We start from the raw sequence: 23,495 nt of genomic DNA on the forward strand, positions 1-23,495 counted from the left end.
CTCCTTCCGTCGTGTCACCGACCTTACGCAGCAGCCCATAGTTCGGCGCCACGATCCTCGACGACCGACCGGACGCGGTGCAGCAGCTCGTCCACCCGCACCGACCCAGGCTTGCGGCCGTCCCGCAGCCGTACGGCGGCCAGCTCGCCGTCGGCCTCCCGCTGCCCGACCACCGCGACGTACGGCACGAGCCGCGCCTCGCGCACCCGGGCGCCGAGGGTGCCGTGCTCCGGACCGGCGAGCTCGGCCCGCAGCCCGAGGTCGAGAGCCCGCCGTACGACCTTCTCCGCCTGCGCACACTGCTCCTGCGCCACCGGCAGCACGACCAGCTGCACCGGCGCGAGCCAGGCCGGGAACGCCCCGCCGTGCTCCTCGACGAGATGCGCGACGGCCCGTTCGACGCTGCCGATGATGCTGCGGTGCACCATGACCGGGCGGTGTTTCGCGCCGTCGGGGCCGATGTAGTGCAGGTCGAAGCGTTCGGGCTGGTGGAAGTCGATCTGGACGGTGGAGAGGGTGGACTCGCGGCCCGCGGGGTCGGCGATCTGCACGTCGATCTTCGGCCCGTAGAAGGCGGCCTCGCCCTCGACGGCCTCGTACTCGACGCCGTCCAGGACCTGTTCGAGCAGTGCGGTGGCCCGGCGCCACAGCTCCGGGTCGGCCACGTACTTGTCGCCCTCCCCCGGCAGGGAGAGCCGGTACCGGGCGGCGCGGATGCCGAGGTCGGCGTAGGCGCGGCGGATGAGCGCGAGGGCGGCGCGGGCCTCCTCGACGGCCTGGTCCAGGGTGCAGAAGACATGGGCGTCGTTGAGCTGGATGGACCGCACGCGGGTCAGCCCGCCGAGCACCCCGGAGAGCTCCGAGCGGTACATGCCGCCCAACTCGGCGATGCGGAGGGGAAGTTCGCGGTACGAATGGGACCGTGACCGGTAGATGAGGGCGTGGTGCGGACAGAGGCTGGGGCGCAGCACGACGTCCTCGCCGCCCAGTTTCATGGGCGGGAACATGTCCTCGCTGTAGTGGTCCCAGTGCCCCGAGATCTCGTACAGCTCCCGTTTCCCGAGCACCGGCGAGTACACGTGCCGGTACCCGGCGCCGCGTTCCGCCTCCCTGACGTACTCCTCCAGGGTGTGCCGTACGACGGCCCCGTCCGGCAGCCAGTACGGCAGCCCGGCGCCGATGAGGGGGTCGGTGTCGAACAGGCCGAGGTCACGGCCGAGTCGGCGGTGGTCGTGTCGGGGGTTGTCGGCGTTCATGGCGTTGTCCTCCGTATCGAGAGACGAGCGCCGCCGCACAGCACGAACCCCGGGGCACTCGCCCCGGGGTTCGCGTCAGCTCAGGTGTCAGCGCGCCGGGACCATGTCCGGCGTCGTCGTGGAAGACGGGTTGGCGCGCTTCATGGGGGGACCGTAACAAGGGGTCGGCCCGAGGGCGACGGCTTTTTCTCCCGCTCTTCGGCGGCCGTCGCGTAACCCATACAGCCCGGACCAGTGGTGCCCCCTCAGCCGCGGTGATCCCTTGGGGGCATGACCCGTCGCGTCCTTCTCGCCGTCGCGCTCGTGCTGCCCCTCGCGACCACCGCCTGCTCCGCCATCCGGACGGAGAAGGCGGCTCCGGCCACCGCCACCCCGTCCGCCGCCAGGACCTCGGCGCCCGCCGCCTCCGCCCGGCCCACCCCCGCGTCCGTCCCCGCCCTCACCCCCGCCCAGGCGCAGGCCGCGCTCGTCACCTACACCGACCTCGGTGAACCCTGGGCGCCCACCGAGGGCGCCGCCACCTGGCGGGACGGGCTGCTCAAGGCCACCGCCAACGCGCCGGACTGCCAGAAGCTGCTCGACTCCCTCTACTCCGAGCGGCTGTTCGGCGCGGGCGCCCAGGTGCGGGCCGCGACCGGGCTCGACGACACCTGGAACGACTCCCAGCTGCACCACCAGATCGTCGCCGTACGGCCCGCCGACGTGGACAGGACGCTGGCCTGGCTGAAGACCCTGCCGAAGAAGTGCGGGACGTTCACCGCCGCGACCGCCACCGGCGCCGTCCAGAACGCCGCCGTCAGCGATCCGCGGCTGCCGGGCATCGGCGACGCCCGGCAGGCGTTGCGGCTCACCCTCACCGGGGAGAACGCGGACGGCGACGAGACCGTGCTCACCCTCGACGTGGCCGCCGTACGCGTCGGCGACGACGCGCTGATCCTCACCAACGGCGGCCTGGGCGACGTCTACCCCGAGGTCACCCAGGCGGTCACCGAACTGGCCGCGCAGCGACTGGCGGACGTGCGCAAGCAGGCCCGCGTGGAGGTCTGAACGTCTCGCCGCGGCCCCCTTGCCCCGCCCGGCATCAGCGAAAGGGCGTTCCCGAAGGGGGCTTCACACGGCGGGGGGCGGCTCGCTACCGTCGGTCGTGGTGCGAGTCAGGAAGCGGCCGCCCACGACGTCCATCCCGTGCCGGAGCCGCTCCCGGCGCTGTCCTCGTGCCGCCTCACCCCCGTGGCCTGGGCGATCCGACCCGGACCTTCAACACCCGTCAACAGCCATCGACACCTGTCAGCACCCGTCTCGCCATGACCTGTCCCCGATCCCGCGACGCCGACCGGGGCGTCTCCCGCCGCTCCGAGCGGGGCCGGGGATGTCGGGCGAGGACCCCGCAGGGATCCGCGGTCCTCGCAAGGGGCGGCCACCCCCGGCCACCTGGGCGGTGGCCGCCCCACCAACGCGGGGCGCGCGAGCACGAGACCGGGGCCGGTCACAGAGGGGGTGGTGCGGGGTCCCCGAGGGGCTGTGCGGGCCGGTCACAGAGGGGGGCTGGGCCGGGGCCCGAGGAGGCTGCGCGGGCCGGTCACAAAGGGGGCTGGGCCGGGGCCCGAGGAGGCTGCGCGGGCCGGTCACAGAGGGGGCTGGGCCGGGGCCGGGCCCAGGGTTGTGGTGCCGGGGGCCGTGCGGTGGCCCAGGCCGGTGCGGTAGGCGTCCAGGGCCGCTTCCACCCGGCCCTCCCTGCGGAGCAGGTCGCCCAGCAGGCGGCACAGGTCGGCCAGGTCGCCCGCGGCGCCCGCGCGTTCCAGGAGGCTCAGGGCACGGACGTAGTGTTCCTCCGCGGTCTCCGGGTCGCGGGCGTCCTCCGCGATGATGCCGAGCAGGCGGTGCGCGGCGGCGGAGTGGACGGCGCCGCGTTCGGAGGAGAGGTCGCCGAGGACGTCGTGGAGGAGGGCGGCGGCTTCCTCGGACTTGCCGCGGCGGTGCAGTACGTCGGCCAGTTCGACCGCGGCCTGGCTGGAATAGAGCGCGGCGCGCTTCGCGGACAGCATGGCGAGCGCCTGCCTCAACTCCGCCTCCGCCCGCTCCAGTTCGCCGTTCTGGGCGCACACGTACCCGCGCATCCAGTGGCAGTTGGCCAGTTCCGTACGCAGTTGCAGCCCGCGGTAGAGCTCGGCCGCCTTGGCGAGGGAGGCGTCGGCCTCGGCGACGCGGCCCTCGGCGATGAGGGTGCGGGCGACCGAGCGGTGCATGCGGGCGACCAGCGCCGGGTCGCCGGCCTGCGGGGCGAGCGCGAGGGCGAGTTCGGCGGCCTGGGCGGCGCGGGCGTGGGCGCCCATGTCCATGTACGGGCCGATGATGCTGGCGTACAGGAGGAGCAGGGCGTCCGGGTCGTGGAGGCCGCCGCGGTTGAGTTCGTCGAGTGTGGTCTCCAGCAGGTAGACGGCGTACCGGAGTTCGCCGGCCAGGTAGTGCGCGAGGGCGCGGCCGCGCAGGGCGGGCACCCGGGCGGGCAGCGGCGCGTCGGCGAGGACGAGTTCGGCCCGCTCGAAGTACCGCCGCCCCTCGACGAGTTCACCGCTCTCCACGGCCGCCTCGCCGAGCCCGATCAGCGCGTCGTACTGCGCCTCGGCGAGCTGGAGTTCCTCGGCCTGGGCGAGCAGGGCGGCGTAACGGCGGGCGGCTTCCTCGGTGTCGCCGGTGGCGAGGGTGCGCTGGGCCTCGATGAGCCGCAGCCGCAGATCGGTGACGAGCCGGGCGGGGCGGCCGGTGGCCAGCTCGTCGAAGGCGACGCCGAGGCGGTCGGCGAGATGGCGCAGCGCCTGGTCGGAGGGGCGGACCCGGCCGGACTCCAGCGTGGAGATGTAGGCGGCAGTGTAGGCGGGTTCGGCCAGCTGCCGCTGGGTCAGGCCGCGTTCGACCCGGAGGTGCTGCACCCTGCGCCCGATGATCTCCGGGTCGTCACGGTCGGACATGGGCCAACTCCCCTTGCACCTCTTGCCGTTAGGCTGCGCCGGGCTCTAGGTTAAACGGCGTATTAAGCCTGCTTAATAGGCAGTACGTAAATAGGCGGGGAAAACACCGTCACCGCATTCGTCACCGTCGTCACTGCGAGGTCGTCGTGCTCGAACGCACCAGCACCACCGAGCGTTACGCAAGGGGCGTCATCGCCGCCGTGGTCGCCGTGGCGGCCCTGGTCCTGGCGGCGAACGCAGGGCCCGCACGGGCGGTGGAGCACGGACCGAGCCAGCGGGCCGACCAGGTGCAGCAGGTCGAGCACGGCGGGCGGAGCTGACCTCGCATCAGCCGCCGCACACCGTGCGGTACGGCACGTCCCGCACGTACGTCCGCCACTGCGCCCGCGTCAGCTCGCGCGCTCCCGCCCGCGCGCACACCGAGGCGACCGCCCGGACCGGGTCGATGACGTAGCGCTGGAGCGGCACATGCGCGCTCCCCGCGTACACCGTGCCGCTGTCCGGGCCGAACGCGACCGTGTCGATCGGGTCGCCGGGGGTGGACAGGAGGCCGCCGAGCGGCTGCTGGGTGGCGATGTCCCACAGCTGGAGGCTGCCCGCCTCGCCGCCCACCGCGAGCGTGCGGCCGTCGGGGCTGACGGCGAGGGCGCTGACGGCCTCGGAGGTGTCGTCGCTGATCGGGTCGGGGCCGCCGTCCGGCCAGCCGGTCTCTCCGTCGGACAGCGGTGGGAAGACGTTCGGCAGGATGCCCTCGCGCTGCCGGAGCGCCGCGTCCCACAGCCCCACCCGGCCCGTCTGGTCCCCGGCCGCGAACCGTGAACCGTCCGGGGCGAAGGCGAGGGCGCCGATCTCGTCGCCCTGCACCAGGTCGCGTCCGGTGGTCCTGCCGCCCGGCAGGGTCGCCGTCCGGTTGTCGCCGGCGAGGAGGCGGCCGTCGGGGCGGACGGCCAGGTGGCTGCTGGCCAGGCCGGTGAGGACGGCCGTGCGGCGGTGGCGGGTGAGGTCCCAGGTCTCGTTGGTCAGGTCGCCGACGGTCGTGGTGCGGGTGAGGTGGAGGGTGCGGGCGTCCGGGCCGAGGGCGATGGTGATCACCGCCTTGGCCGAGGTCTTCTCCGCCAGGTCGAGTGTCGTGCGGACCCGGCCCCGGGTGACGTCCCAGACGGTGAGGCGCTGCGGGGAGGCCTCGTAGCCGGGGGCCGTCACGGCGTAGGCGAGCTCCTTGCCGTCGGGGGTGAAGGCCAGATGGGGGAGGGTGTATTCGGGACGTACCGGCCGGGACGGGTCGTGCGACACGCCGAGCGGGGTGGGCGGCAGGGTGCTGAGCAGGCGTCCGTCGCCGGTGGCGCGCAGTTCGAAGCGGTAGGTGTGGCCGGTGCGTCGCGCGGTGGCGAACGTGCGGCCGTCCGGGCTGATCAGCACCTTGTCCAGCGGCCGGTCCCGCCAGGCGGGCGTCACGGCCGTCGCCACGTCCAGGGTGTGGACCGTGCCGGCCTCCAGATAGCGCAGGACCGGGCGGGTGGGGTCCCAGGCCAGACCGCCCAGGTGCTGGTTGTCGAGGGAGTACCGGAACACCGGGGAGCCGTAGCCCAGCCGCCACAGCGTGATCTCCTCCCCGTCGGCGAGCGCCAGGAACTTCCCCTCCGCGTCGAAGGCCGCGTACCTGACTCCGGTGCGGGCGAGGTCGGGCAGCCGTTTCCCCGACCGGACGTCCCACAGCCGCACGCCGCCCGGCAGCACCACGGCGAGCCGGCGGCCCCCGCCGCCGAGCACCAGTTGCAGGGTCTTCCGGCCGCAGATGCCGCCTGCGCGCTCCCAGGGGCCGTGCACCGTGCTCCGGTCCGTGAGATCCCGCAGTTGCGGCGCGTCGCCTGTGCCGCGGGGGCAGGCCGCGATCAGCCCGCCGTCCTCGCTCGGCGCCGCGGTGTCCGCCGCCTCGAACAGCGGCTTCCCGTCCGCGGCCGAGTGCACCGCCGCCCGGGGCTCGTCCAGGCCGCGCACGGTGTACGTGCTGCTGCCGAAGTCCACGACGGACGACGCCGGCAGCTGGTCGCCGGTCCATCGTCCGGCGGCCGTGTCCCACAGCCGCACCCCGTCGCCCGGGCCCCGTCCGTAGACGGCCAGCAGCCGCCCGTCTGGGCTCGCCCCGACCGTGATGCCGGCCTCCGGCAGCCGCCCCTCGGCGATCCGCCGGTGCCGTGCCACGTCCCAGGTCCGCCAGGTGCTCCCCTCGACGCTGAGCAGGGTCCGGCCGGAGTCCGTCAGCCGGCGGAAGGGGCCGTCGCCCGGTGCCCGGTCGCTGAACGCGTCCAGTTCCTGCTGGTCGAGCGCGCCCAGCAACGCCTCCCGGGCCTCCGGCAGCCGGGACACGCGCCAGGCGGCGACGCCCAGCAACTGCGCGGTGCGCGGATCGGTGGTGGCCAGGCTCTCCGCGACGGAGGAGATCCGGCGGGCCGCGTCGTCGACGCGGTGACGCTCGTTGTCCCGGCCCTGCCGCCACGCGGCGAGACCGGTGATCAGCGCCACCGCGAGGACGGCCGACAGGACGCCCACCGCGGCCCGTGCCCGGCGTGCGGCGCGGGCGGCGGCCCGGCGTTCCGTCTCGCGGGCGGCCAGCGCGGCGGTGAGGAACTCGCACTCGGGCGCGGTCAGGAAGCGGTCGTGCTCGTGGTCGGGGAACAGCTCCGCCACCCGGTCCAGGCGGGTTCCCCGGTACAGGGCGCCGGAGTCGCGGTCGTGCTCCAGCCAGACCCGGGCGGCCTCGGTCAGCCGGCGGTGGTGGCGCAGCCGCTCCCGGTTCTCCTCGATCCAGCCGCGCAGCCGCGGCCAGCTGGTGATCAGCGCCTCGTGGGCGAGCTGCACGGTTTCCTCGTCGACCGTCAGCAGCCGGGCGCGGGCCAGCCGTTCCACCACCACGGGCACGTGCGGGCACGCCCACTCCCGGCACTCCGCCCGGATCAGCGGGCGCCGGGTGTCGGGGGTGCCCTGGCCGGGCTCGACCATCCGCAGCAGCAGCCGCCGCGCGGCGTCCGCCTGCTCCTCGGTCAGCTGCCCGTACGCCTCCTCGGCGCTCGCCGCGATGGCGCCGCGTACCCCGCCGGCCGCCTGGTACGCGGTCAGGGTGAGCACCCGGCCCTTGCGCCGCCGCCAGGTCTCCAGCAGGGCGTGCGAGAGCATCGGCAGCCCGCCGGGCTCGTCGAGGACCTCCTCCACGATCCGCGCGGTCAGCTCCCGCTCCACCAGGAGCCCGACCTCCTGCGCGGGCTTGACCACCGCCTCCCGCAGCTCCTGCGCGGTCATCGGACCGACCAGCAGCCCGGCGCCGCTCAGCGTGTCCGCGAGGCCCCGGTGCTCGCCGCAGCGGGGGTAGAAGTCGGCCCGTACGGCGATGAGCACGCGCAGCCGGCTGCCGGGGTCCCGGGCGGCGAGCAGCAGGTCGATGAACCGGGTCCGCTCGGCCCGGTCCCGGCACAGGGTGAAGACCTCCTCGAACTGGTCCACCACCACCCAGCTCTCCGGCTCGTCCGGGGCCGGGGTCAGCAGATGACCGTAGGTGGCGGCGGGCCGGTCGCCGGGCGTGAGCACCCGCAGCACCGCCGGACGCCCCCGGCCGGCGATCTCCTTCTGGAGCCGGGGGATGAGCCCGGCCCGCAGCAGCGAGGACTTCCCGCTGCCGGAGGCGCCGAACACCGCGGCGAAGCGGTGCCCGCACACCAGCCGGAGCAGGTCCTCCGTCAGCCGGGCCCGCCCGAAGAACAGCCCCTGGTCGGCCGGCTCGAACCGGGCGAGACCCCGGTACGGCACCACGTCCTCGTCGTCGTCGCGGACCTCGCCCGCCACCTCCGCGTCGGCGTCCTTCCACCGCGGCTCCCATGCGTCCGGGTCGCCGCCGCAGGCCTGTACATAGCCCCGGACGACGGCGAGGGACGGCAGCCGTTCACCGGCCGCGGCCTGTGACAGCGTTGTCGCGGAGAAGCCCGCCGCCTCGGCCATCCTCCGGTACGAGGGGCTGCCCGCGGCCTTGCGCAGCTCGCGCAGCTCATGCGCGAGCCGCGCGACGGGACCGGCCGTCGGGTCCAGGGGTCTTTCCGGGCGCCCCATGCGCTCACCTCCGTACAGCTCGCGAACGGGACGACGAGCGCGACGAACGTACAAGTCACGCGGTGACGGCCAGGTTGCCGACAGGTGACATACCGGCGATACGGCATGTGACGTCCATCAATCCCCTTCCGCCACGAAGTCGATCGACCCGGCATACGGGACAAGTCCCTCGGCGTTCGGCACCACGCCCTGACCCGACCTGCATTGATTGCCCTGATCAGACGGGCTGCCGATCAACTCTCCGGCTGCCAGTCTTGAGTCCGTGCCCCTCATCCCCCCGAGGTGCACACGCCGGCGGACGCCCCCCGTCCGCCGGCCCGCCGCCGGTGGACGCCCCCCCGTCCGCCGGCGGCCTTTTTGCGTGGCGCGGGCGCCGTCCACAGCTGTGGACGAAGCCCCGAAAATGTTTGAACGACCTGGTCAGAGCATGCCGCCGATCAATTCCCCGTACTCCAGTCTCGGTGTCGTCACCGCCGGAGTCCCGGCAGAACGACCCTCCCGAACAGCTGGAGCACCCACATGCCGCAGACAGCCACGTCCCGCCGCCGGTCCCGCCTCGCCCGGGCCGCCCTCGTCCTGGGCAGCGCCGCCGCCCTGACCGTCGGTCTGACGGGAAGCGCGAGCGCCGAGATCCTGAACCCGCTGCCGTGGAACGCGAGCACGTTCCAGAACAAGTACATGCCGGAGTTCGACTACGACAACGACGGCTGCTACCCCGCGGCTGCCGTGGACGCGAGCGGACACCTTAACGGCGGCCTCAACCCCAGCGGCTCGATCACCGGCGGCTGCCAGAGCAACCACCTCGGCCGTGCCAACACCTACGCACAGTCCCGGTGCGAGAACGGCTGGTGCGCCTACGTGTACGCGCTGTACTTCGAGAAGGACCAGACGCTCAACGGCGCCGACGCCTTCGGGCACCGCCACGACTGGGAATCCGTCGTGGTCTTCCAGAAGCAGGGCGAGGAACGCCCCCGGTACCTGGCCGCCTCCCGGCACGGCGACTACAGCACCCACCCGATCAACGAGGTGCCGATGGACGGCAACCACGTCAAGATCGTCTATCACAAGGACGGCGCGAGCACCCACGCCTTCCGCTTCGCCGGATGGGGCGAGGACACGGAGGCCTGGGGCCCGGGCAACCACTGGGACACCCCGGCCCTGGTCACCATGGAGCAGATGCCCCAGGCACCGCGCGACGCCCTGTGGAACTCCCAGTGGGGCAGGGCCAACTTCCCGCTGACCAACAACCTCGTCAACAACATCAACAAGGCCCGGCCCTCTGCGGTCCCCGCCTTCTGACGCACGTCGCGGCCGGCGACGCCTGCTCTCCTCTTCGCGTCGCCGGCCGCTTCGGCGTCAGAGCTGGAACTCCGCCGGGTCCAGGTTCAGTGCCGCGCACGCCTCGCGCAGGACCATCTGCTCGGCCTGCGAGAAGTGGCCGTCGGCGCCGGCGATGACGATGCCGGTCTGGACGACCGCGCGGGCCTCCGTCGGCTTCTTCGCGGCCTTGGCGATGTCCTGGAGCGCCTCGGACTTGCCCTGCGCGAAGTTGCGGGTGAGCTGCTCCACGTGCTTGTGGAACCGCGTGCGCAGCTGCTCCGGCGGGAAGTTCTGCAGCACCTCGTTGGTGAGGATCATCGACTCCATCTGCTGCATCTCGGACGCGTCCACCTGACCGTCCGCCGCCGCGACCAGCGCGCACATCGCCATGCTCGCGTCCCGGTACGCACCGCTCTTCAGCTCGGCCTTGATCGACCCGAGCTGCGTCTTGAACAGCCCGACGAGCTGAGAGCGCGAGCCGCCGCCCGCACGGCCACCGCCGTGGCCGCCCCCATGGCCGCCGCTCGTGCCGCGCCCGCCCTGCACCTGCTGCTGCAGGCCCTTGGCCTGGTCCTTGAGCCGGTCGAACAGTGCCATTGACGTCACCTCGGTGCTCGTACTCGTCTGACGGATCCCCACCGCACAACGCCCCTGCCCCGGTAAAGGTTCCATCAAGCCGGGGGGCTACGTTGCCGCCATGAGTGATCTAGGACCCGTCACCTGGCCTCCCGCACCGATCCAGACCGAACGGCTCGTCCTCCGCGCCCCCGAGGCCCGGGACCGCGCGGCGTTCATCGAGCTGCTCGCCTCGCCGGATGTCCACACCTACCTCGGTGGGCCTCGCTCGCGCGACGAGCTCGAACGCGGGACTCCCGAGGTGCCCGAGCAGTGGCCCGGGAGTTTCGTCGTCGAGGCCGACGGGGCGATGATCGGACAGCTCCTGCTGAGGCGGGCGCCGGAGCACGTCCGCCCGGCCGCCGCGGGGAAGGTCGATCTCGGCTACCTGTTCCTGCCGCGCGCGTGGGGGCACGGATACGCCGGCGAGGCGTGCGCCGCGGCGCTCGACTGGCTCGCCGGCGCGCTTCCCGGGGAGCCGGTCGTGCTGCACACCCAGACCGCCAACGCCCGCTCCATGCGGCTCGCGGCGAAGCTGGGGTTCGCCGAGGTGGAGCGGTTCGTGGCCTGGGACGCGGAGCAGTGGCTCGGTATGCGGTCCCAGGACACCCAGGACGGACCCTGAGGACGTTCCTCGGCATACGCTGCCCCGCATGACCTCCGCCGCCGCTCGTACCGCGCTGGATCTGACCGCTGAGCTCGGGCTCCCCGAGCTGGAGGAGTTCTACCGGGATCTGCACCGTCATCCCGAGTTGTCCGGGCAGGAGCACCGCACGGCAGGGCTGCTCGCCGGGCGGCTGAAGGCGGCCGGGTACGACACCGTCGAGGGCGTCGGCGGCACCGGTGTCGCCGGGGTGCTGCGCAACGGAGACGGACCCGTGGTGCTGCTGCGGGCCGACATGGACGCGCTGCCGGTGACCGAGGAGACCGGGCTGCCGTACGCCTCCCGGACGCCCGGCGTGATGCACGCGTGCGGGCACGATCTGCACGTGACCTGGCTGGCGGGCGCGGCCCGGGCGCTGGCCGCCGGGCGGGACGCCTGGAACGGGACCCTGGTCGTCGTCGGGCAGCCCGCCGAGGAGACCGGCAGCGGGGCCGCGGCGATGGTCGCGGACGGGCTCTACGCGCGCGTGCCCCGGCCTGACGTGCTGCTCGGGCAGCACGCGGCGCCGGGTCCGGTGGGGCTGTACCCGCATGTTCCGGGGCTCATCCTGTCCGCGACGACCGACGTGGAGATCGTCGTGCACGGGCGCGGCGGGCACGGGTCGCGGCCGGAGACGACCGTGGACCCGGTGCTGACGGCCGCGTATCTCGTCACCCGGCTCCAGAGCGTCGTCAGCCGGGAGATCGCGCCGCGCGAGTCGGCCGTGCTGACCGTCGGCCGTATCGAGGCGGGCACCGCGCCGAACATCATCCCCTCCACCGCGCGGATCTCCCTCAACCTGCGGACCCGGTCCGAGGCCGTCCGGGACCGGATGGTCGCCGCGATCCGCCGGATCGCCGAGGGCGAGTGCCATGCCGCGGGCTGCCCGCGCGAGCCCGAGGTGAGCGTCGGCGCCTCCTTCCCGGCGACCGTCAACGACGCCGAGGCCGACCGGCGGGTGGCCGCCGTGCACCGCGAGGTCTTCGGCGACGGCACGGTCCTCGACCCGGGCCCGGCGATGGGCAGCGAGGACTTCTCCCTGCTGGCCGCGGACGGGCAGCCGTACGCCTACTGGTTCGTGACCACGACCCCCGCCGCGACCTGGGACGCGGCGCCGGGCGGCGACGACCTGTTCGCGAAGCTCGACGCGATCCCCAGCAACCACAGCCCCCACTTCGCACCGGACATCTCGGCGGTGGGCCCGGGGGTCCGGGCCCTCGTCGCCGGTGCGCTGGCCCACCTGTGACCCCTCCGGCGTCGTTGTCGGCGGCATGACTTACTCTTCGCTCACTCGCCACACGCGACGCACAGGTCCCGCACGTGACCGGCCGCGTGCGGTCTCCACATTCGTTCCGGGGGGTTCGAAACAGAAGTGCGTATGCGCTCCCTCGCGGCCGCCACCACGCTGGCGGTCCTCTTCAGCTCGGCGGCTCTCACCGCCACTCCGGCGTTCGCCGACTCGGTCAAGCCCGTCACGGCCCTCGAGGACGCGTCCGACACGGTCGTGGACGGCACCCACCAGCGGGTCTTCATCAGCGACCCGTTCACGAACCAGATCGCCGTCGCCGACGGCACCGGCGCCGTCGTCGGCACCCTCACCGGCCTGCCCCAGGTCCGCGACCTGACGCTCAGCCCGGACGACAGCACGCTGTACGCCGCGGTCCCCGGCGCCGACAAGATCGTCGCGTTCGACACGGCGACCCTCGCGCAGACCGCCGAGTACCCGACCGGCACCGGGACGATCCCGTCCCGCCTCGCCTGGGCCGACGGCAAGCTGTGGTTCGGCTACGGCGACCAGTGGGACTCCGACCTCGGCGTGGTCGACCTGACCGCCGAGACGCCGACGGTCACCCTGGGCCTCGCGGTGGGCCACGACTTCTCGAGCCCGCCCGCCCTCTACGCCGACCCCGACAACCCGGGCACGCTGCTCGCCCTCGACACGAACATCAGCTCCGGCCCGATGGTCGTCTACGACATCTCCTCCGGCACCCCGGTCCTCAAGGTCACCGAGGACAAGGACGGCTTCTACAAGGACGCGGCGCTCACCCCCGACGGCCTGAACGTCGTCGTCGCCGGACCCGGCACCCGGGCCCTCACCGAGTACCGTCTCTCCGACCTGGCCGAGGTGCGCACCTACCCCGTCCCGTCGAACCCGCTGACGGTCTCCGTCGCCCCGGACGGCACGGTCGCGGCCACGGTCCTCGACACCGACGACGTGGGCGACACGTACGTGTTCCCCACCGACGCGAGCAAGCCGGTCAACGTGCGCAACCTGTCGCACGACTGGATGCCGGGCGGCCACCTCACCAACTGGTCGGCGGACGGCGGCAAGCTGTTCCTCGTCACCGACACCTACTACACGCCCCAGTTCCGGGTCGTGGACGAGCCCCGCAAGTACGCCGCGACGCTCAAGGTCAACGCACCGACCTCCGCGCCCCGGGCCAAGACCCTGACGGTGACCGGCACGCTCACCGCCGACCTGGCGCTGCCCGCCGGTACGCCGATCACGGTCACCCGCACCGACCTGGAGTCGCCGAACGGCACGTCCCTCGGCACCAAGTCCCTCGGCACGGGCGGCAAGTTCAGCTTCACGGACGTCCCGCCGGCCGGCGCCAAGGTCACGTACAAGGTCGCGTACGCGGGCGACGCGGAGCACACCGCCGCCACCGCCTCCGACACCGTCGACGTCTCGCGCGCGACCCCGACCCTGACGCTGAACAACAACGGCAAGGTCTACGCGTACGGCCAGGACGTGAAGTTCACCGCGCACCTCGGTACGACGTACAAGAACCGCACGGTGGAGATCTGGGCCGACCCCTACGGCGCGGACAAGCCCAACAAGCTGGTGAAGACCGGCACCGTCAACGCCGACGGCAATCTGTCCGTCGTCGTGGACCTCAAGCGCAAGACCAAGCTGACGGCGAAGTTCGCGGGCGACGCCCGCTACGCGCCGAAGTCGACGCAGAGCACGGTCGGCGCCAAGGTGTCGATCTCCACGTCGGTCAGCGGCGCCTACAAGTCCAAGTCCACGTGGGGCCACACGTACTTGTTCTTCCGCCAGTCCAAGGACCCGGTGGTCACGGCGAAGCTGCCGCCGTACGGGGGCCGCAAGCAGTTGCTCCAGATCCAGTACTGGTCGGGCACCAGCTGGGTGACCACGTACCGCGAGTACTTCAAGCTCGACTCGGCCGGCACGTCCGCCGTGCAGCTCACCGGCACCCCGCCGACGGGCGTCCGCTTCCGGGTCCGCAACTCCTATGTCAGCGGCTCGGGCGACAGCGTGAACACCACGACGTACGGCTCCTGGAAGTACTTCACGTTCACGAAGTGAGCGTCTGCAACTGACTGAGGTGCCGGTGCACATGGTCCAGGGCACCCTCCCGGCGCCCTGGCACCCGGGCTCTCAACTCCGCCAGCGCGGGCCCCAGTTCGCGGGCCCGCGTTGGGTCGTCGATGCGGCCCCACTGGTGGTGGGCGCGGTCGACGGCGGCCTCCACGGCGGGCGCGTCCGGTGCCTGCCCGGCCGTCAGGCGCGTGGTCGCCACCGCCAGCCAGGCCCGGCAGCTGCGCACCGGGTCCCCGGCGAACATCGCCAGGTCTGCCCGGACCTCACTCCAGTGCAGGGCCTCCTCGGAGGCGGGGCCGTGCGCCCGTACGGCGTTCAGCTCGTGGTGTGCGGCGAGAGCGTCCGCGTCACCGTGGCGCCGGGCGGCGACAGCGGCCGAGATCAGGGCGTGCGGATCTCCGGCCTCGGGGCCCTGCGCGCTCAGCACATAGCCGACGCTCTCCTGCGGGAGGCGGCCGAGCGCCTGCTGGTGCAACTGGTCGAGGGGCGGCCGGTGTCCGCTGCGCAGGATCGTCGCGACCGTCTTCATGTACGCGGGCGTGCCGAGGCTGCGCCGGGACGGCGGCGGGGCGATCCGCCCGTACACCGCGTTGTTGCGGCCGGTGTCCAGGGGGTTGGCGCGCAGCCACTCCCAGGTCTCGGGGTCGGCGTGCAGGTCGAGGACGAAGGCCGTCGCGCCGGCCGGGCGCAGCCGCAGTTCGTCCTTGAACCAGTGCCAGGGGAACCCGTTGTAGCGGACGGTCGCCGGGGTGGTGCGGGCCAGCGCGAGGTGCGGCAGCCGTTGGCGGCGGTCCAGTTGGAGCTGGCCGGTGACGAAGACGGTGAGCGGTCCGGGGGCGGCCGCGGCGGCGCGCAGCCGGGTCAGCACGGCCTGCGGGTCCAACGGGTCCGCGAGTTCCACCACGTTGGCGGTGTCCGCGCCGGAGAGCACGGCGGGCGGCACGGCCGCGAGGACGGGCAGGACGGACGCGGCGTCGACCAGACACCCCTTGCCCGCCGGTGCGGCGGCCAGCAGCAGCACGGTTCCGGGCATCGGTCCCTCCCCATCCCCCGTCGATCACGTACGTCAGCACCGTAACGGCTGCGGCTGCAAAGGTGGACCTCAGGACTGCGAACGTCCCTTTCGGCCGGTTCCGGTCGGTGCGCGGCGGACCGCGAACACCGTGGTGTCGTCGGCGAGAAGACCGCCGCTGTGCCGGAGCGTGCCGTCGCGGACGTGGGCGACCAGGCGGCGGGGTTCGGCGGCCCGCGGATCGGCGGCGACGGCCCGGGCGACGTCCGCGGCCAGCGGATAGAAGACGCCGTCGGCGTCGCGGGCCTCGGTGACGCCGTCGGTGGTCAGCAGCAGGGTCTCGGTGTCGGCGAGGGGGACGCGCTGCACGGGCGGCGGCCCGTCGGCCGACAGCTCGCCGAGGCCCAGCGGGAGTCCGCTGCCGACCGGCAGCTGCCGTACCCCGTCGGGGCCGACGGCCAGCGGGGGCTCGTGGCCGAAGACGACGACGTCCACCACGCCGGAGGTGTCGTCGGGGAAGCCGAGCAGGACGGCGGTGGCGAAGCGGTCGCCGTCGTCACGGCCGAGGGCGGCGAGGTGCCGGCCGTGGCGCAGCATGCGCAGCTCCAGGCGCTCGGCCACGGTGCCGAGTTCCTCGTGGTACCCCGCCTCGCGGAACGTGCCGAGCAGCGCGGCGGCCGCCTCCACCGCGCCGAGGCCCTTGCCCTGCACGTCGCCGACGAGGACGCGGGTGCCGTGCAGGCCCTGCTGGACGTCGTAGAAGTCGCCGCCGACCCGGGCCTCGACGTCGGAGGCCAGATAGACGGCGGCGTGGTCGAGGCCGCCCCAGTCCGGCGGCAGCGGGCGCAGCACCGTGCGGCGGGTGGTCTCGGCGACGTCCCGCATGTGCAGCATGTGCCGCTCGCCGCGGACCCGGACCACACAGGCGAGGACGGCGAGCGCCCCGCCGATGCCGACGAGGAGGAAGTCGGCCAGTCCGCTCCGGTACCAGGTCGGGTAGGAGGAGTCGGCGAGGACGTAGGTGAGCAGGGCGAGCACCGCGAAGCCGGCCGTGCCCCACACCCCGCAGATCGCGGCGGCGATACCGGGCACCAGCACCACCCAGGTGATCATCCGGAACTCGCCGGCGGTGTAGAAGTCGATCAGTGCGATCCCGGCGAGCATCAGCAGCGGCGGTACCCAGGCGAGGCTGTGCCCGCGGACCCGCAGCAGCTGCTGCCGGCGCAGGACGTCGCTCTCCTCGGCGGGCCGGGGCAGCCGGGCCATCGGACCGCGTCGCCCGCCGACCGGCCTCAGCCCGTGCTTCATGCGATTCAGCGAAACACGGGGAGACGGGGGCCGCACTCCGACTTGCCAGGCCCCTCTCCCCGGTGTGCTCTGGTAGGCGGGGGCGAGGAGAGAGAGGAGACCTCTCATGGCTCATGCGGCACCCGCGTCCGGCGCCAGGTCCGGACTCGCCGGACGGTCGCCCGACGTCTTCAGCCCGCAGGTCCACACGGCGGCCCGGTACGGGATTCCCGTCGTCCTGGGGCTGGTCTACGGCTACTGGGCCGCCGCCAACCGGCGCGGCGGCGGCGAGATCACCGGCTGGAACATCCTGTTCGGCTTCGTGACCGCGCTGGCGTTCATCGTGCTGTGCCTCGCGGTGGCGACGTTCGCGCCGAAGCTCAAGCGCGAACTGCACTCGCTGGTGAAGTCCGCCTTCGCGGGCGCGGCGATCGGCTTCCTCTACAGCCAGACCGGCGAGAGCGTGCTCAGGTCCGTTGCGCTCGGGGTGGCGGTCACGGCGGGCATCTTCATGGTGTTCTTCTACCGCTACTACACGCGCGAGGACGCCGAGGGCAACCGCATCCGCTGACGCCCGGACGTGGTCGGCAGAAGGGCCCGGCAGCCGCTGCCGGGCCCTTCTGTCTCCCTCTCTCACCAGCCGGCCGAGGAACTGGTCACCGTGAAGCTCCACGAGCCGGAGAAGCTCCAGGTGCCGGAACTCGACACGCTCCAGGAGTCGTTCATGTACGGGTCGTCCCAGTTGCTCCAGGAGCCGTCCTTCCACTCGGGACACGGGTCGGAGCAGGTCGGCACCCCGCGCCCGCCGGTGTCGACGAACGCGGCGCTCGCCCAGCCCTGTGCGCCGACGAGCCAGTACCAGTAGGGGTTGCCGTTGACTCTCTGCCCGAGGACCTTGCAGTCCACGCGATCCTGGCTCCACGGCGAGAGCTGGTCGACGACGGGCGAGTGTGTGGTGGGCGCGGCCCTCACGTTGAGGTCGACGCCGGAGACGATGGTGCCCCAGATCGGACCGCCGGATCCGCCGCCTCCACCGTGTCCGTCGGCAAAGGTCGGCGGGGTGGCGGCTGCGGCCGTGGTGCCCGCTGCCGCGGCGACGAGGGTGCCGCCGGTGAGCAGGGCCGCGGCCAGGGTCCGCAGGGCCGGAGTGGTGCGCATGGATCGGCCTCCTTCTCCCCAGATCCAGGAAACACCCGTTCGGGTGAACCCTCCACTGGAGAGCGAGAGGGCTTGGGGGGACTGGGGTGTGAGGCCGTGGAGGGTCGACCTCAGAGGCAGGCTCAGGGGGCCGTACACCCGAATGCACCGCCCCCGCTCGCGCCCCCACCCGCCGCGGCCTTGCCTGGAAGGGTGCGCCCACGCCTTCGCAACGCCCTCTCGGCCGCCCTCATCGGCCTGGCCTGTCTGCTCGTGCCGTTCAGTGTGCTGGCGTCCTGGGCGGCGTACTGGACGACCGTCGAGCTCGCCCAGGTCAGACGCCGACTCACCGACGCCTACGTGCCGTTCGACCTCGCCGGTTTCTGGCTGCCCGTCAGCGCCCTGGTGCTGGCCGCCGCCGGGATCGCCGTCGCCGCCTGCCGCCGCCGCGCGGTGACGGCCACCTCGCTGGGCACGGCGCTCGGCGGCGGACTGCTGGGCCTCGCCGTCGCCGTCGGCCGCCGGATGACCCTCGCCGACCTGCCCGACGCCGACCACCGCAGCGCCGCCGGTGTCATCTACGACGCCCTCACCGGCACCCTGCGCACGGTCTCCTGGCTGCTGGTCGCCCTCGGCCTCACGGTGGCCTGCGCGACCTGGCTCACGGCCCGGTACGCGCGACGCCGGCAAGTGTCCGCAGTGCCCGTCGCAGATCCGGCACCGCGGCCGACGCGAGCCCGAGCCTGACCGCGTCCGGGGTGCGGCCGGGGTCGACGGCGAAGGCGGGGCCCGGCGTGACCGCGATCCCGTGCGCCGCGGCGGCGGCCGCGAAGGTGTCGGCCCGCCACGGCGCGGGCAGCTCCCACCAGGCGTAGTACACCTGCGGATGAGCCCGTACGGCGAACCCGTCGAGTTCCTCGGCGACGATCCGCTGCCGCAGCGCGGCGTCCGCCCGCTTGGCCTCGACGAGCCGCTCCACCACCCCGTCCCCGATGACCCGCACCGCCGCTTCCAGCGCGAACCGCCCCGCGCTCCACCCCCCGGACCGGATCGCGGCGGCGACCGCGTCGGCCCGGTGCTCCGGTACGACGGCGAAGCCGGCCGTCAGCCCCGGCGCGACCCGCTTGGAGAGGCTGTCGACGACGTGGGTGAGGGCGGGCGCGTGGGCGGCGAAGGGGTCGGGGGCGTCGGGGTGCAGGAAGGACCAGATGCGGTCCTCCACGACCGGCAGCCCCAATTCGCCGATGACATAGGCGAGTTGCCGCCGCCGCTCGTCGCTCATGGTCCGGGACGTCGGGTTGTGGAGCGTCGGCTGGAGGTAGAGCGCGGACAGCGGAGCCGTGCGATGGGCGGCGAGGAGCGATTCGGGCAGCGGCCCGTCCTCGTCGTCGGCCAGCGGCACGAGGACCAGGCCGAGACGGGCGGCGATCTCCTTGACCAGCGGGTATGTCAGCGGCTCGACGCCGACCCGGCCGCCGGGGCGCACGAGGGAGGCGAGGGTGGCGGCGATGGCCTGCCGGGCGTTGCCGGCGAACAGGACCCGGCCGGGTCCGGGACGCCAGCCCGGGGTCGCGAGCAGGCTCGCCGCGGCCTGACGCGCGGGTGCCGTGCCGGTGGCGGCGGCCGGGAGAAGCGCCTCGGTGAGGACGTCGGGGCGCAGCAGGGGCGCGAGGAGCGGGGCGAGGAGCTCGGACTGCCCTGCCACGGCCGGGTAGTTGAGCTCCATGTTCACCGGCGCGGCGCTCGCCTGCTCGATGAGGGCCCGGCCGGTGGGGTCGTGCGCGGCGGCCCGTACGAAGGTGCCGCGGCCGACCTCGCCCACGACCAGGCCCCGCCGTACGAGTTCGGCGTACACCCGCCCCGCCGTCGACCCGGCGATCCCCCGCCGCCGCGCGAACTGGCGCTGCGGCATGAGCCGTTGGCCGGGTTTGAGGCGCCCGGCCGTGATGTCGTCGGCCAGCCGGTCGGCGATGGCCCGGTAGTCGTCCACGGTTCCCCCACGTGCTCCTTGCGATTGCACCGAGGGCAAAGATTTTATTGCACCGAGGAGCGGGGGCTGCCTAGGGTCGGGACCATGACCGATCCCGCACCCCTGGTGCTGATCCACGGCCACCCCTTCGACCACACGATGTGGACCCCGCAGATCGAGGCCTTCTCCGCCGGCCGCCGGGTGATCGCCCCCGACCTGCGCGGCTACGGCACCTCCCCGGTGCTCCCCGGCGTCAGGGAGTTCCCCGACTTCGCCCGGGACATCGCGGCGCTTCTGGACGACCTGCGGGTCGGGGCCGCCGTGCTGGCGGGCCTGTCGATGGGCGGGCAGATCGTCATGGACTTCCAGCGCCAGTACCCCGACCGGGTCCGCGGCCTGGTCCTCGCCGACACCTTCCCGGCCCCGGAGACCCCCGAGGGCGCCCGGGCCCGGAACGCGACGGCGGACCGGCTGCTGCGCGAGGGCATGCGCGGGTACGCCGACGAGGTGCTGGAGAAGATGGTCGCCCCGTACGCCGACGCGCGGGTCAAGGCGCACGTCCACGGCATGATGACGGCGACCTCCCCCGAGGGCGCCGCGGCGGCCCTGCGCGCCCGCGCCCTGCGGCCCGACTACCGCGACCTGCTGACCCGGGTGAAGGTCCCCGCGCTGGTGGTGGTCGGCACGGACGACGAGTACACCCCGGTCTCCGACGCGGAGGCGATGCACGCGGCGCTCCCCGACGCGGAGCTGCTGGTGGTTCCCGGCGCCGCCCACATGCCGAACCTGGAGCGGCCGGAGGAGTTCAACGCGGCGCTGGCGGCGTTCCTGACACAGGTGGACGAGCGCTCGTAGGGTCGGTCCCGTGACACACCAGTCCACCACCGGGGACACCGATGTACGCGCCGTGCCGGGAAAGCGAGGAGGCAGGCGGGCCGGGGCCTGGCTCGGGGGGCTGCTGTTCGCCGTCGTGAGCATCGTCGTCGGCTGCCGTACGGCCGACACGGACGGCATCACGCCCGTGCCCCAGCTGCTGGCCTTCCTGCCGTGGCTGCTGGTGCCGACGGGTGCGGGACTGCTGCTCACGCTGCTGTCCCGGTGGTGGGTGGGCCTGGTCTGGGGCGTGGCCCTGCTCGGCCTGCTGGCGTGGTTCATCGAGCCGTACGGGAAGATCAGCGAACCCGACGGCAAGGTCCTCGCCTCGCTCCGCGTCCTCACCTCGAACGTCGAGTTCGGGCGCGGTACGGGGGCCCTGGTGGACGTGGTGCGCCGGGAGAAACCCGATCTCGTCTTCGTCCAGGAGTGCGAGTACACCTGCGCGGCGGAGCTGAAGCGGACCCTCGGCGTCGCCTACCCGAACCGGCGGACCGTGCCGGGCGCCGGCTCCGAGGGCTCGGTGATCCTCAGCCGCCACCGCCTCACGGCCGCCGACCCGGTCCCGGGCACGATGGGGATGCCGGGCGCGGTGGCGGACGTCGACGGCCGGGCCGTACGGCTCCAGCTCGCGCACCCCATGCCGCCCCTCCCCGGCCAGGTGGGCGTGTGGAAGCGGGAACTGGGCACGCTCCGGGACTTCGCCGCCCGGCACCGGGGCGCACCGCTGGTCCTGGCCGGTGACTTCAACGCCTCCCAGGACCACGCGGCCTTCCGGCACCTCCTCGACGCCGGTCTCCGGGACGCCGCCCGGCTGGCCGGCTCCGACCGCACCCCGAGCTGGCCGGCCCGCACCGCGCCCGCGTTCGGCGCCCAGATCGACCACGTGCTGGTCTCGCCGGACTTCTCCTGCGAGAAGGCCCGCTTCCTGGACCTGCCCGACACCGACCACCGGGCGCTGCTGGTCGAACTGGACCTGCACCAGGGCGGATGACGTGTAATAGGCGCATGTCCCGAGAGTTCCCCATCAGCCTCACCCCTCCCGACTGGCTGGTCAGGAACCTCCAAACCCAGCCCGCCCCGGTCAACCGGGCGGCCGTGGCCCGCGCCGCGATCGCGATGACCCTGCCGCTGGCGATCGGTCTCGCGGTCGGCAAGGTGGAGTACGGGGCCCTGGCCTCGATGGGCGCCCTGTCCGGCGTCATCGGCGACACCGCGGACGCGTACCGCATGCGCATCCTCAACATCGCGATCCCGCAGCTGTTCGGGGCGGTGGGCGTGACGGTCGGGTCGCTGGTGTTCGGCCAGGGATGGCTGGCGGTGGCCGTGGTCACGGCAGTGGCCCTCGTCTCGGGCATGATCTCGACGATCGGCGCGGTGGCGTCGGTGTCCGGGCTGCTGCTGCTCCTCAACTCCGTGGTGGGAGCCGGGCTGCCGATGCCGGGCGAGTGGTGGCTGGCGCCGCTGCTGATGAGCGGCGGCGGGCTGCTGGTGCTGGTCCTGGCGCTGCTGGCCTGGCCGTTGCGCTCCGGAGTCCCGGAACGCTCGGCGGTCGCGGACACGTACCGTACGGTCGCGACCCTGATGTCGGCCTGTGGCAACGAGGCCTACGACCAGGCCCGCCACACCGTCACCCAGTCCCTGAACCAGTCGTACGACCTCATCCTGGCCCGCCGCACCCGCCACCACGGCCGCAGCCCCGACCTCACCCGCCTCCTCGCCCAGTTGAACGCCATCACCCCCGTCGTCGAGGCGGCCCCGGCGGCCCATGTCACCGGCGAGCCGCTGCCGCCGGAGGTCACCGAGGCGGTGCGCCACCTCGCGGAGGCGGTGGAGACGGGCTACACCGGCCCGATAGCCCTGAAGCTGCCCACCCCCACCTCGGAGACGACCCGGGCGGTGGACCACGCCCTGCGCCACGCGGCGGAGGTCGTACGTACCCCGGACCTCGACCCCGGCGGCCTCGACGACCGCCTGGGCCGCCCGGCCGCACTGCGCGTCCGCGCCGCGCGGGCGACCCGCAACGTGGCGCTGTCCGCGGCCTCCTGGCGCTACGGGCTGCGCCTGGCCCTGTGCATCGGAGTGGCCCAGGTCCTCGTCTCGATCCTCCCGGTACCGCGCTCGTACTGGGTGGCCCTGACCATCACCTTCGTCATGAAGCCGGACTTCGGCTCGGTGTTCTCCCGCGCCCTGCTCCGCGCGCTCGGCACGGTGGCGGGCCTGGTGATCGCGGCGGCGGTCCTGGCGGAGGTGCCGCGCGGCTGGTGGGACGTCCCGGTGATGCTGGTCCTGGCCCCCCTGATCCCGGCGCTCACGCCGCGGGGCTACGGCTACCAGACGGCGGCGATCACCCCGGTCATCCTGCTGCTGTCGGACATCCTGAACCACCAGGGCACCGCCCTCCTCGTGCCCCGTCTGCTCGACTCCCTGATGGGCTGCGGCATCGCCCTGGTCGCGGGCTATCTGCTCTGGCCGGAGAGCTGGCACACACGCGTCGGCGACCGCCTGGCGAAGGCGGTGGACGACACCGCGGCATACGTCGAGTCGGCGTTCGGCCGCGATCTCACCGACCCCCCGGCCCGCGCCCGCATGCGGCGCCGCCTCTACCGCGACCTGTCGGTGATCCGCACGGAGTTCCAGCGCGCCCTCACCGAACCCCCGCCCACCGGCCGCCGGGCGGCGGCCTGGTGGCCCCTGGTGGTCGCGGTGGAGCGGATCGTCGACGCGACGACCGCGGCCCGCGTCCGCACCAAGCACGGCGCCCCGCCGCCCTCGGAGGCGGAAGTGGCCCAAGTGGTCCTGCAACTGCGCGAACTGGCGGAGGGCGTACGCCAGGCGGAGACCCTGTACGCGGTCCGCACCGACCTCACGGGACCGTCCGGGAGCGTCCTGGAGCCGCTGCGCCAGGAGGTCGCGGCGGCCCGGGCGATCGCCTCACCCCGGTGACACGCAAGGCACCGGGGTGAAGCG

The 23,495-nt window shown here is 73.5% G+C and carries 19 protein-coding genes; 11 read left to right on the top strand and 8 right to left on the bottom strand.

Annotated features, from left to right (window positions below):
- Nucleotides 1-23: 23 nt before the first annotated feature.
- The gene (thrS, locus tag ACFUO4_RS32785) at nucleotides 24-1,256 is read right to left on the bottom strand and encodes a threonine--tRNA ligase (protein WP_383491716.1); all 1,233 of its coding nucleotides are present in this window, start codon (nucleotides 1,254-1,256) and stop codon (nucleotides 24-26) included.
- Nucleotides 1,257-1,526: 270 nt separating this feature from the next.
- On the opposite strand from thrS, the gene ACFUO4_RS32790 reads away from it, so the two are divergent.
- Nucleotides 1,527-2,303, top strand: coding sequence for a hypothetical protein (locus ACFUO4_RS32790; RefSeq protein ID WP_383491718.1), 777 nt, complete (start codon nucleotides 1,527-1,529; stop codon nucleotides 2,301-2,303).
- A gap of 578 nt (nucleotides 2,304-2,881) precedes the next feature.
- On the opposite strand, the gene ACFUO4_RS32795 is transcribed toward ACFUO4_RS32790, so the two are convergent.
- The gene (locus ACFUO4_RS32795; RefSeq protein ID WP_079311269.1) at nucleotides 2,882-4,225 is read right to left on the bottom strand and encodes a helix-turn-helix transcriptional regulator; all 1,344 of its coding nucleotides are present in this window, start codon (nucleotides 4,223-4,225) and stop codon (nucleotides 2,882-2,884) included.
- A gap of 146 nt (nucleotides 4,226-4,371) precedes the next feature.
- Between ACFUO4_RS32795 and ACFUO4_RS32800 the strand changes: the two genes are divergently transcribed.
- Entirely contained in the window at nucleotides 4,372-4,545 is a 174-nt protein-coding gene (locus ACFUO4_RS32800) for a hypothetical protein (protein WP_383491720.1), read from the top strand.
- A 7-nt stretch (nucleotides 4,546-4,552) separates the two neighbouring features.
- Here the strand turns inward: ACFUO4_RS32800 and ACFUO4_RS32805 are convergent, their stop codons facing one another.
- A complete protein-coding gene (locus ACFUO4_RS32805) occupies nucleotides 4,553-8,323 on the bottom strand; it encodes a hypothetical protein (RefSeq protein ID WP_383491722.1) in 3,771 nt (1,256 codons plus the stop codon).
- Between the two features lie 519 nt (nucleotides 8,324-8,842).
- Between ACFUO4_RS32805 and ACFUO4_RS32810 the strand changes: the two genes are divergently transcribed.
- Nucleotides 8,843-9,622 (top strand): NPP1 family protein, encoded by a 780-nt coding sequence (locus tag ACFUO4_RS32810; RefSeq protein ID WP_383491724.1) that lies wholly within the window; start codon nucleotides 8,843-8,845, stop codon nucleotides 9,620-9,622.
- A 57-nt stretch (nucleotides 9,623-9,679) separates the two neighbouring features.
- On the opposite strand, the gene ACFUO4_RS32815 is transcribed toward ACFUO4_RS32810, so the two are convergent.
- Complete coding sequence (locus tag ACFUO4_RS32815; protein WP_079311271.1) at nucleotides 9,680-10,240, bottom strand: tellurite resistance TerB family protein; 561 nt, start codon at nucleotides 10,238-10,240, stop codon at nucleotides 9,680-9,682.
- Between the two features lie 100 nt (nucleotides 10,241-10,340).
- Between ACFUO4_RS32815 and ACFUO4_RS32820 the strand changes: the two genes are divergently transcribed.
- The 3 genes from ACFUO4_RS32820 (at nucleotide 10,341) to ACFUO4_RS32830 (ending at nucleotide 14,232) form a co-directional block, all read left to right on the top strand.
- On the top strand, nucleotides 10,341-10,883 hold the full coding sequence (locus ACFUO4_RS32820) for a GNAT family N-acetyltransferase (RefSeq protein WP_383491726.1): 543 nt from the start codon (nucleotides 10,341-10,343) through the stop codon (nucleotides 10,881-10,883).
- Nucleotides 10,884-10,911: 28 nt separating this feature from the next.
- Entirely contained in the window at nucleotides 10,912-12,147 is a 1,236-nt protein-coding gene (locus tag ACFUO4_RS32825; protein WP_383491728.1) for an amidohydrolase, read from the top strand.
- A gap of 132 nt (nucleotides 12,148-12,279) precedes the next feature.
- Nucleotides 12,280-14,232: a YncE family protein gene (locus tag ACFUO4_RS32830; protein ID WP_383491730.1), complete on the top strand. Its 1,953-nt coding sequence runs from the start codon at nucleotides 12,280-12,282 to the stop codon at nucleotides 14,230-14,232.
- Here ACFUO4_RS32830 and ACFUO4_RS32835 read toward each other — a convergent pair.
- Together ACFUO4_RS32835 and ACFUO4_RS32840 are read right to left on the bottom strand one after the other, a co-directional pair.
- Nucleotides 14,222-15,280, bottom strand: coding sequence for a hypothetical protein (locus tag ACFUO4_RS32835; RefSeq protein WP_079311274.1), 1,059 nt, complete (start codon nucleotides 15,278-15,280; stop codon nucleotides 14,222-14,224). The genes ACFUO4_RS32830 and ACFUO4_RS32835 overlap by 11 nt on opposite strands.
- Nucleotides 15,281-15,349: 69 nt before the next feature.
- Nucleotides 15,350-16,525, bottom strand: coding sequence for a PP2C family protein-serine/threonine phosphatase (locus ACFUO4_RS32840; RefSeq protein WP_383492247.1), 1,176 nt, complete (start codon nucleotides 16,523-16,525; stop codon nucleotides 15,350-15,352).
- 148 nt (nucleotides 16,526-16,673) lie between these two features.
- Here ACFUO4_RS32840 and ACFUO4_RS32845 point away from each other — a divergent pair, with 148 nt between their 5' ends.
- Nucleotides 16,674-17,117, top strand: a complete 444-nt coding sequence (locus ACFUO4_RS32845) for a hypothetical protein (protein ID WP_383491733.1) — start codon at nucleotides 16,674-16,676, stop codon at nucleotides 17,115-17,117.
- A 62-nt stretch (nucleotides 17,118-17,179) separates the two neighbouring features.
- On the opposite strand, the gene ACFUO4_RS32850 is transcribed toward ACFUO4_RS32845, so the two are convergent.
- Nucleotides 17,180-17,704 carry a hypothetical protein gene (locus ACFUO4_RS32850; RefSeq protein WP_079311277.1) on the bottom strand — a complete coding sequence of 175 codons (525 nt, stop codon included), beginning with the start codon at nucleotides 17,702-17,704 and terminating at the stop codon, nucleotides 17,180-17,182.
- Nucleotides 17,705-17,896: 192 nt separating this feature from the next.
- On the opposite strand from ACFUO4_RS32850, the gene ACFUO4_RS32855 reads away from it, so the two are divergent.
- Nucleotides 17,897-18,430 (top strand): hypothetical protein, encoded by a 534-nt coding sequence (locus ACFUO4_RS32855; RefSeq protein WP_383491735.1) that lies wholly within the window; start codon nucleotides 17,897-17,899, stop codon nucleotides 18,428-18,430.
- Here ACFUO4_RS32855 and ACFUO4_RS32860 read toward each other — a convergent pair.
- A complete protein-coding gene (locus ACFUO4_RS32860; protein WP_383491737.1) occupies nucleotides 18,345-19,673 on the bottom strand; it encodes a PLP-dependent aminotransferase family protein in 1,329 nt (442 codons plus the stop codon). The two genes, ACFUO4_RS32855 and ACFUO4_RS32860, sit on opposite strands and share 86 nt — an antisense overlap.
- A gap of 84 nt (nucleotides 19,674-19,757) precedes the next feature.
- On the opposite strand from ACFUO4_RS32860, the gene ACFUO4_RS32865 reads away from it, so the two are divergent.
- The 3 genes from ACFUO4_RS32865 to ACFUO4_RS32875 are packed head-to-tail and all read left to right on the top strand — an operon-like array spanning nucleotide 19,758 to nucleotide 23,471.
- Nucleotides 19,758-20,507 carry an alpha/beta fold hydrolase gene (locus ACFUO4_RS32865; protein ID WP_383491739.1) on the top strand — a complete coding sequence of 250 codons (750 nt, stop codon included), beginning with the start codon at nucleotides 19,758-19,760 and terminating at the stop codon, nucleotides 20,505-20,507.
- A gap of 10 nt (nucleotides 20,508-20,517) precedes the next feature.
- Entirely contained in the window at nucleotides 20,518-21,519 is a 1,002-nt protein-coding gene (locus ACFUO4_RS32870; protein ID WP_383491741.1) for an endonuclease/exonuclease/phosphatase family protein, read from the top strand.
- Nucleotides 21,520-21,533: 14 nt separating this feature from the next.
- Complete coding sequence (locus ACFUO4_RS32875; protein ID WP_079311278.1) at nucleotides 21,534-23,471, top strand: FUSC family protein; 1,938 nt, start codon at nucleotides 21,534-21,536, stop codon at nucleotides 23,469-23,471.
- The last annotated feature ends 24 nt before the right edge of the window (nucleotides 23,472-23,495 follow it).

The sequence above is a fragment of the Streptomyces sp. NPDC057280 genome (assembly GCF_042668605.1).
Lineage (GTDB): Bacteria > Actinomycetota > Actinomycetes > Streptomycetales > Streptomycetaceae > Streptomyces.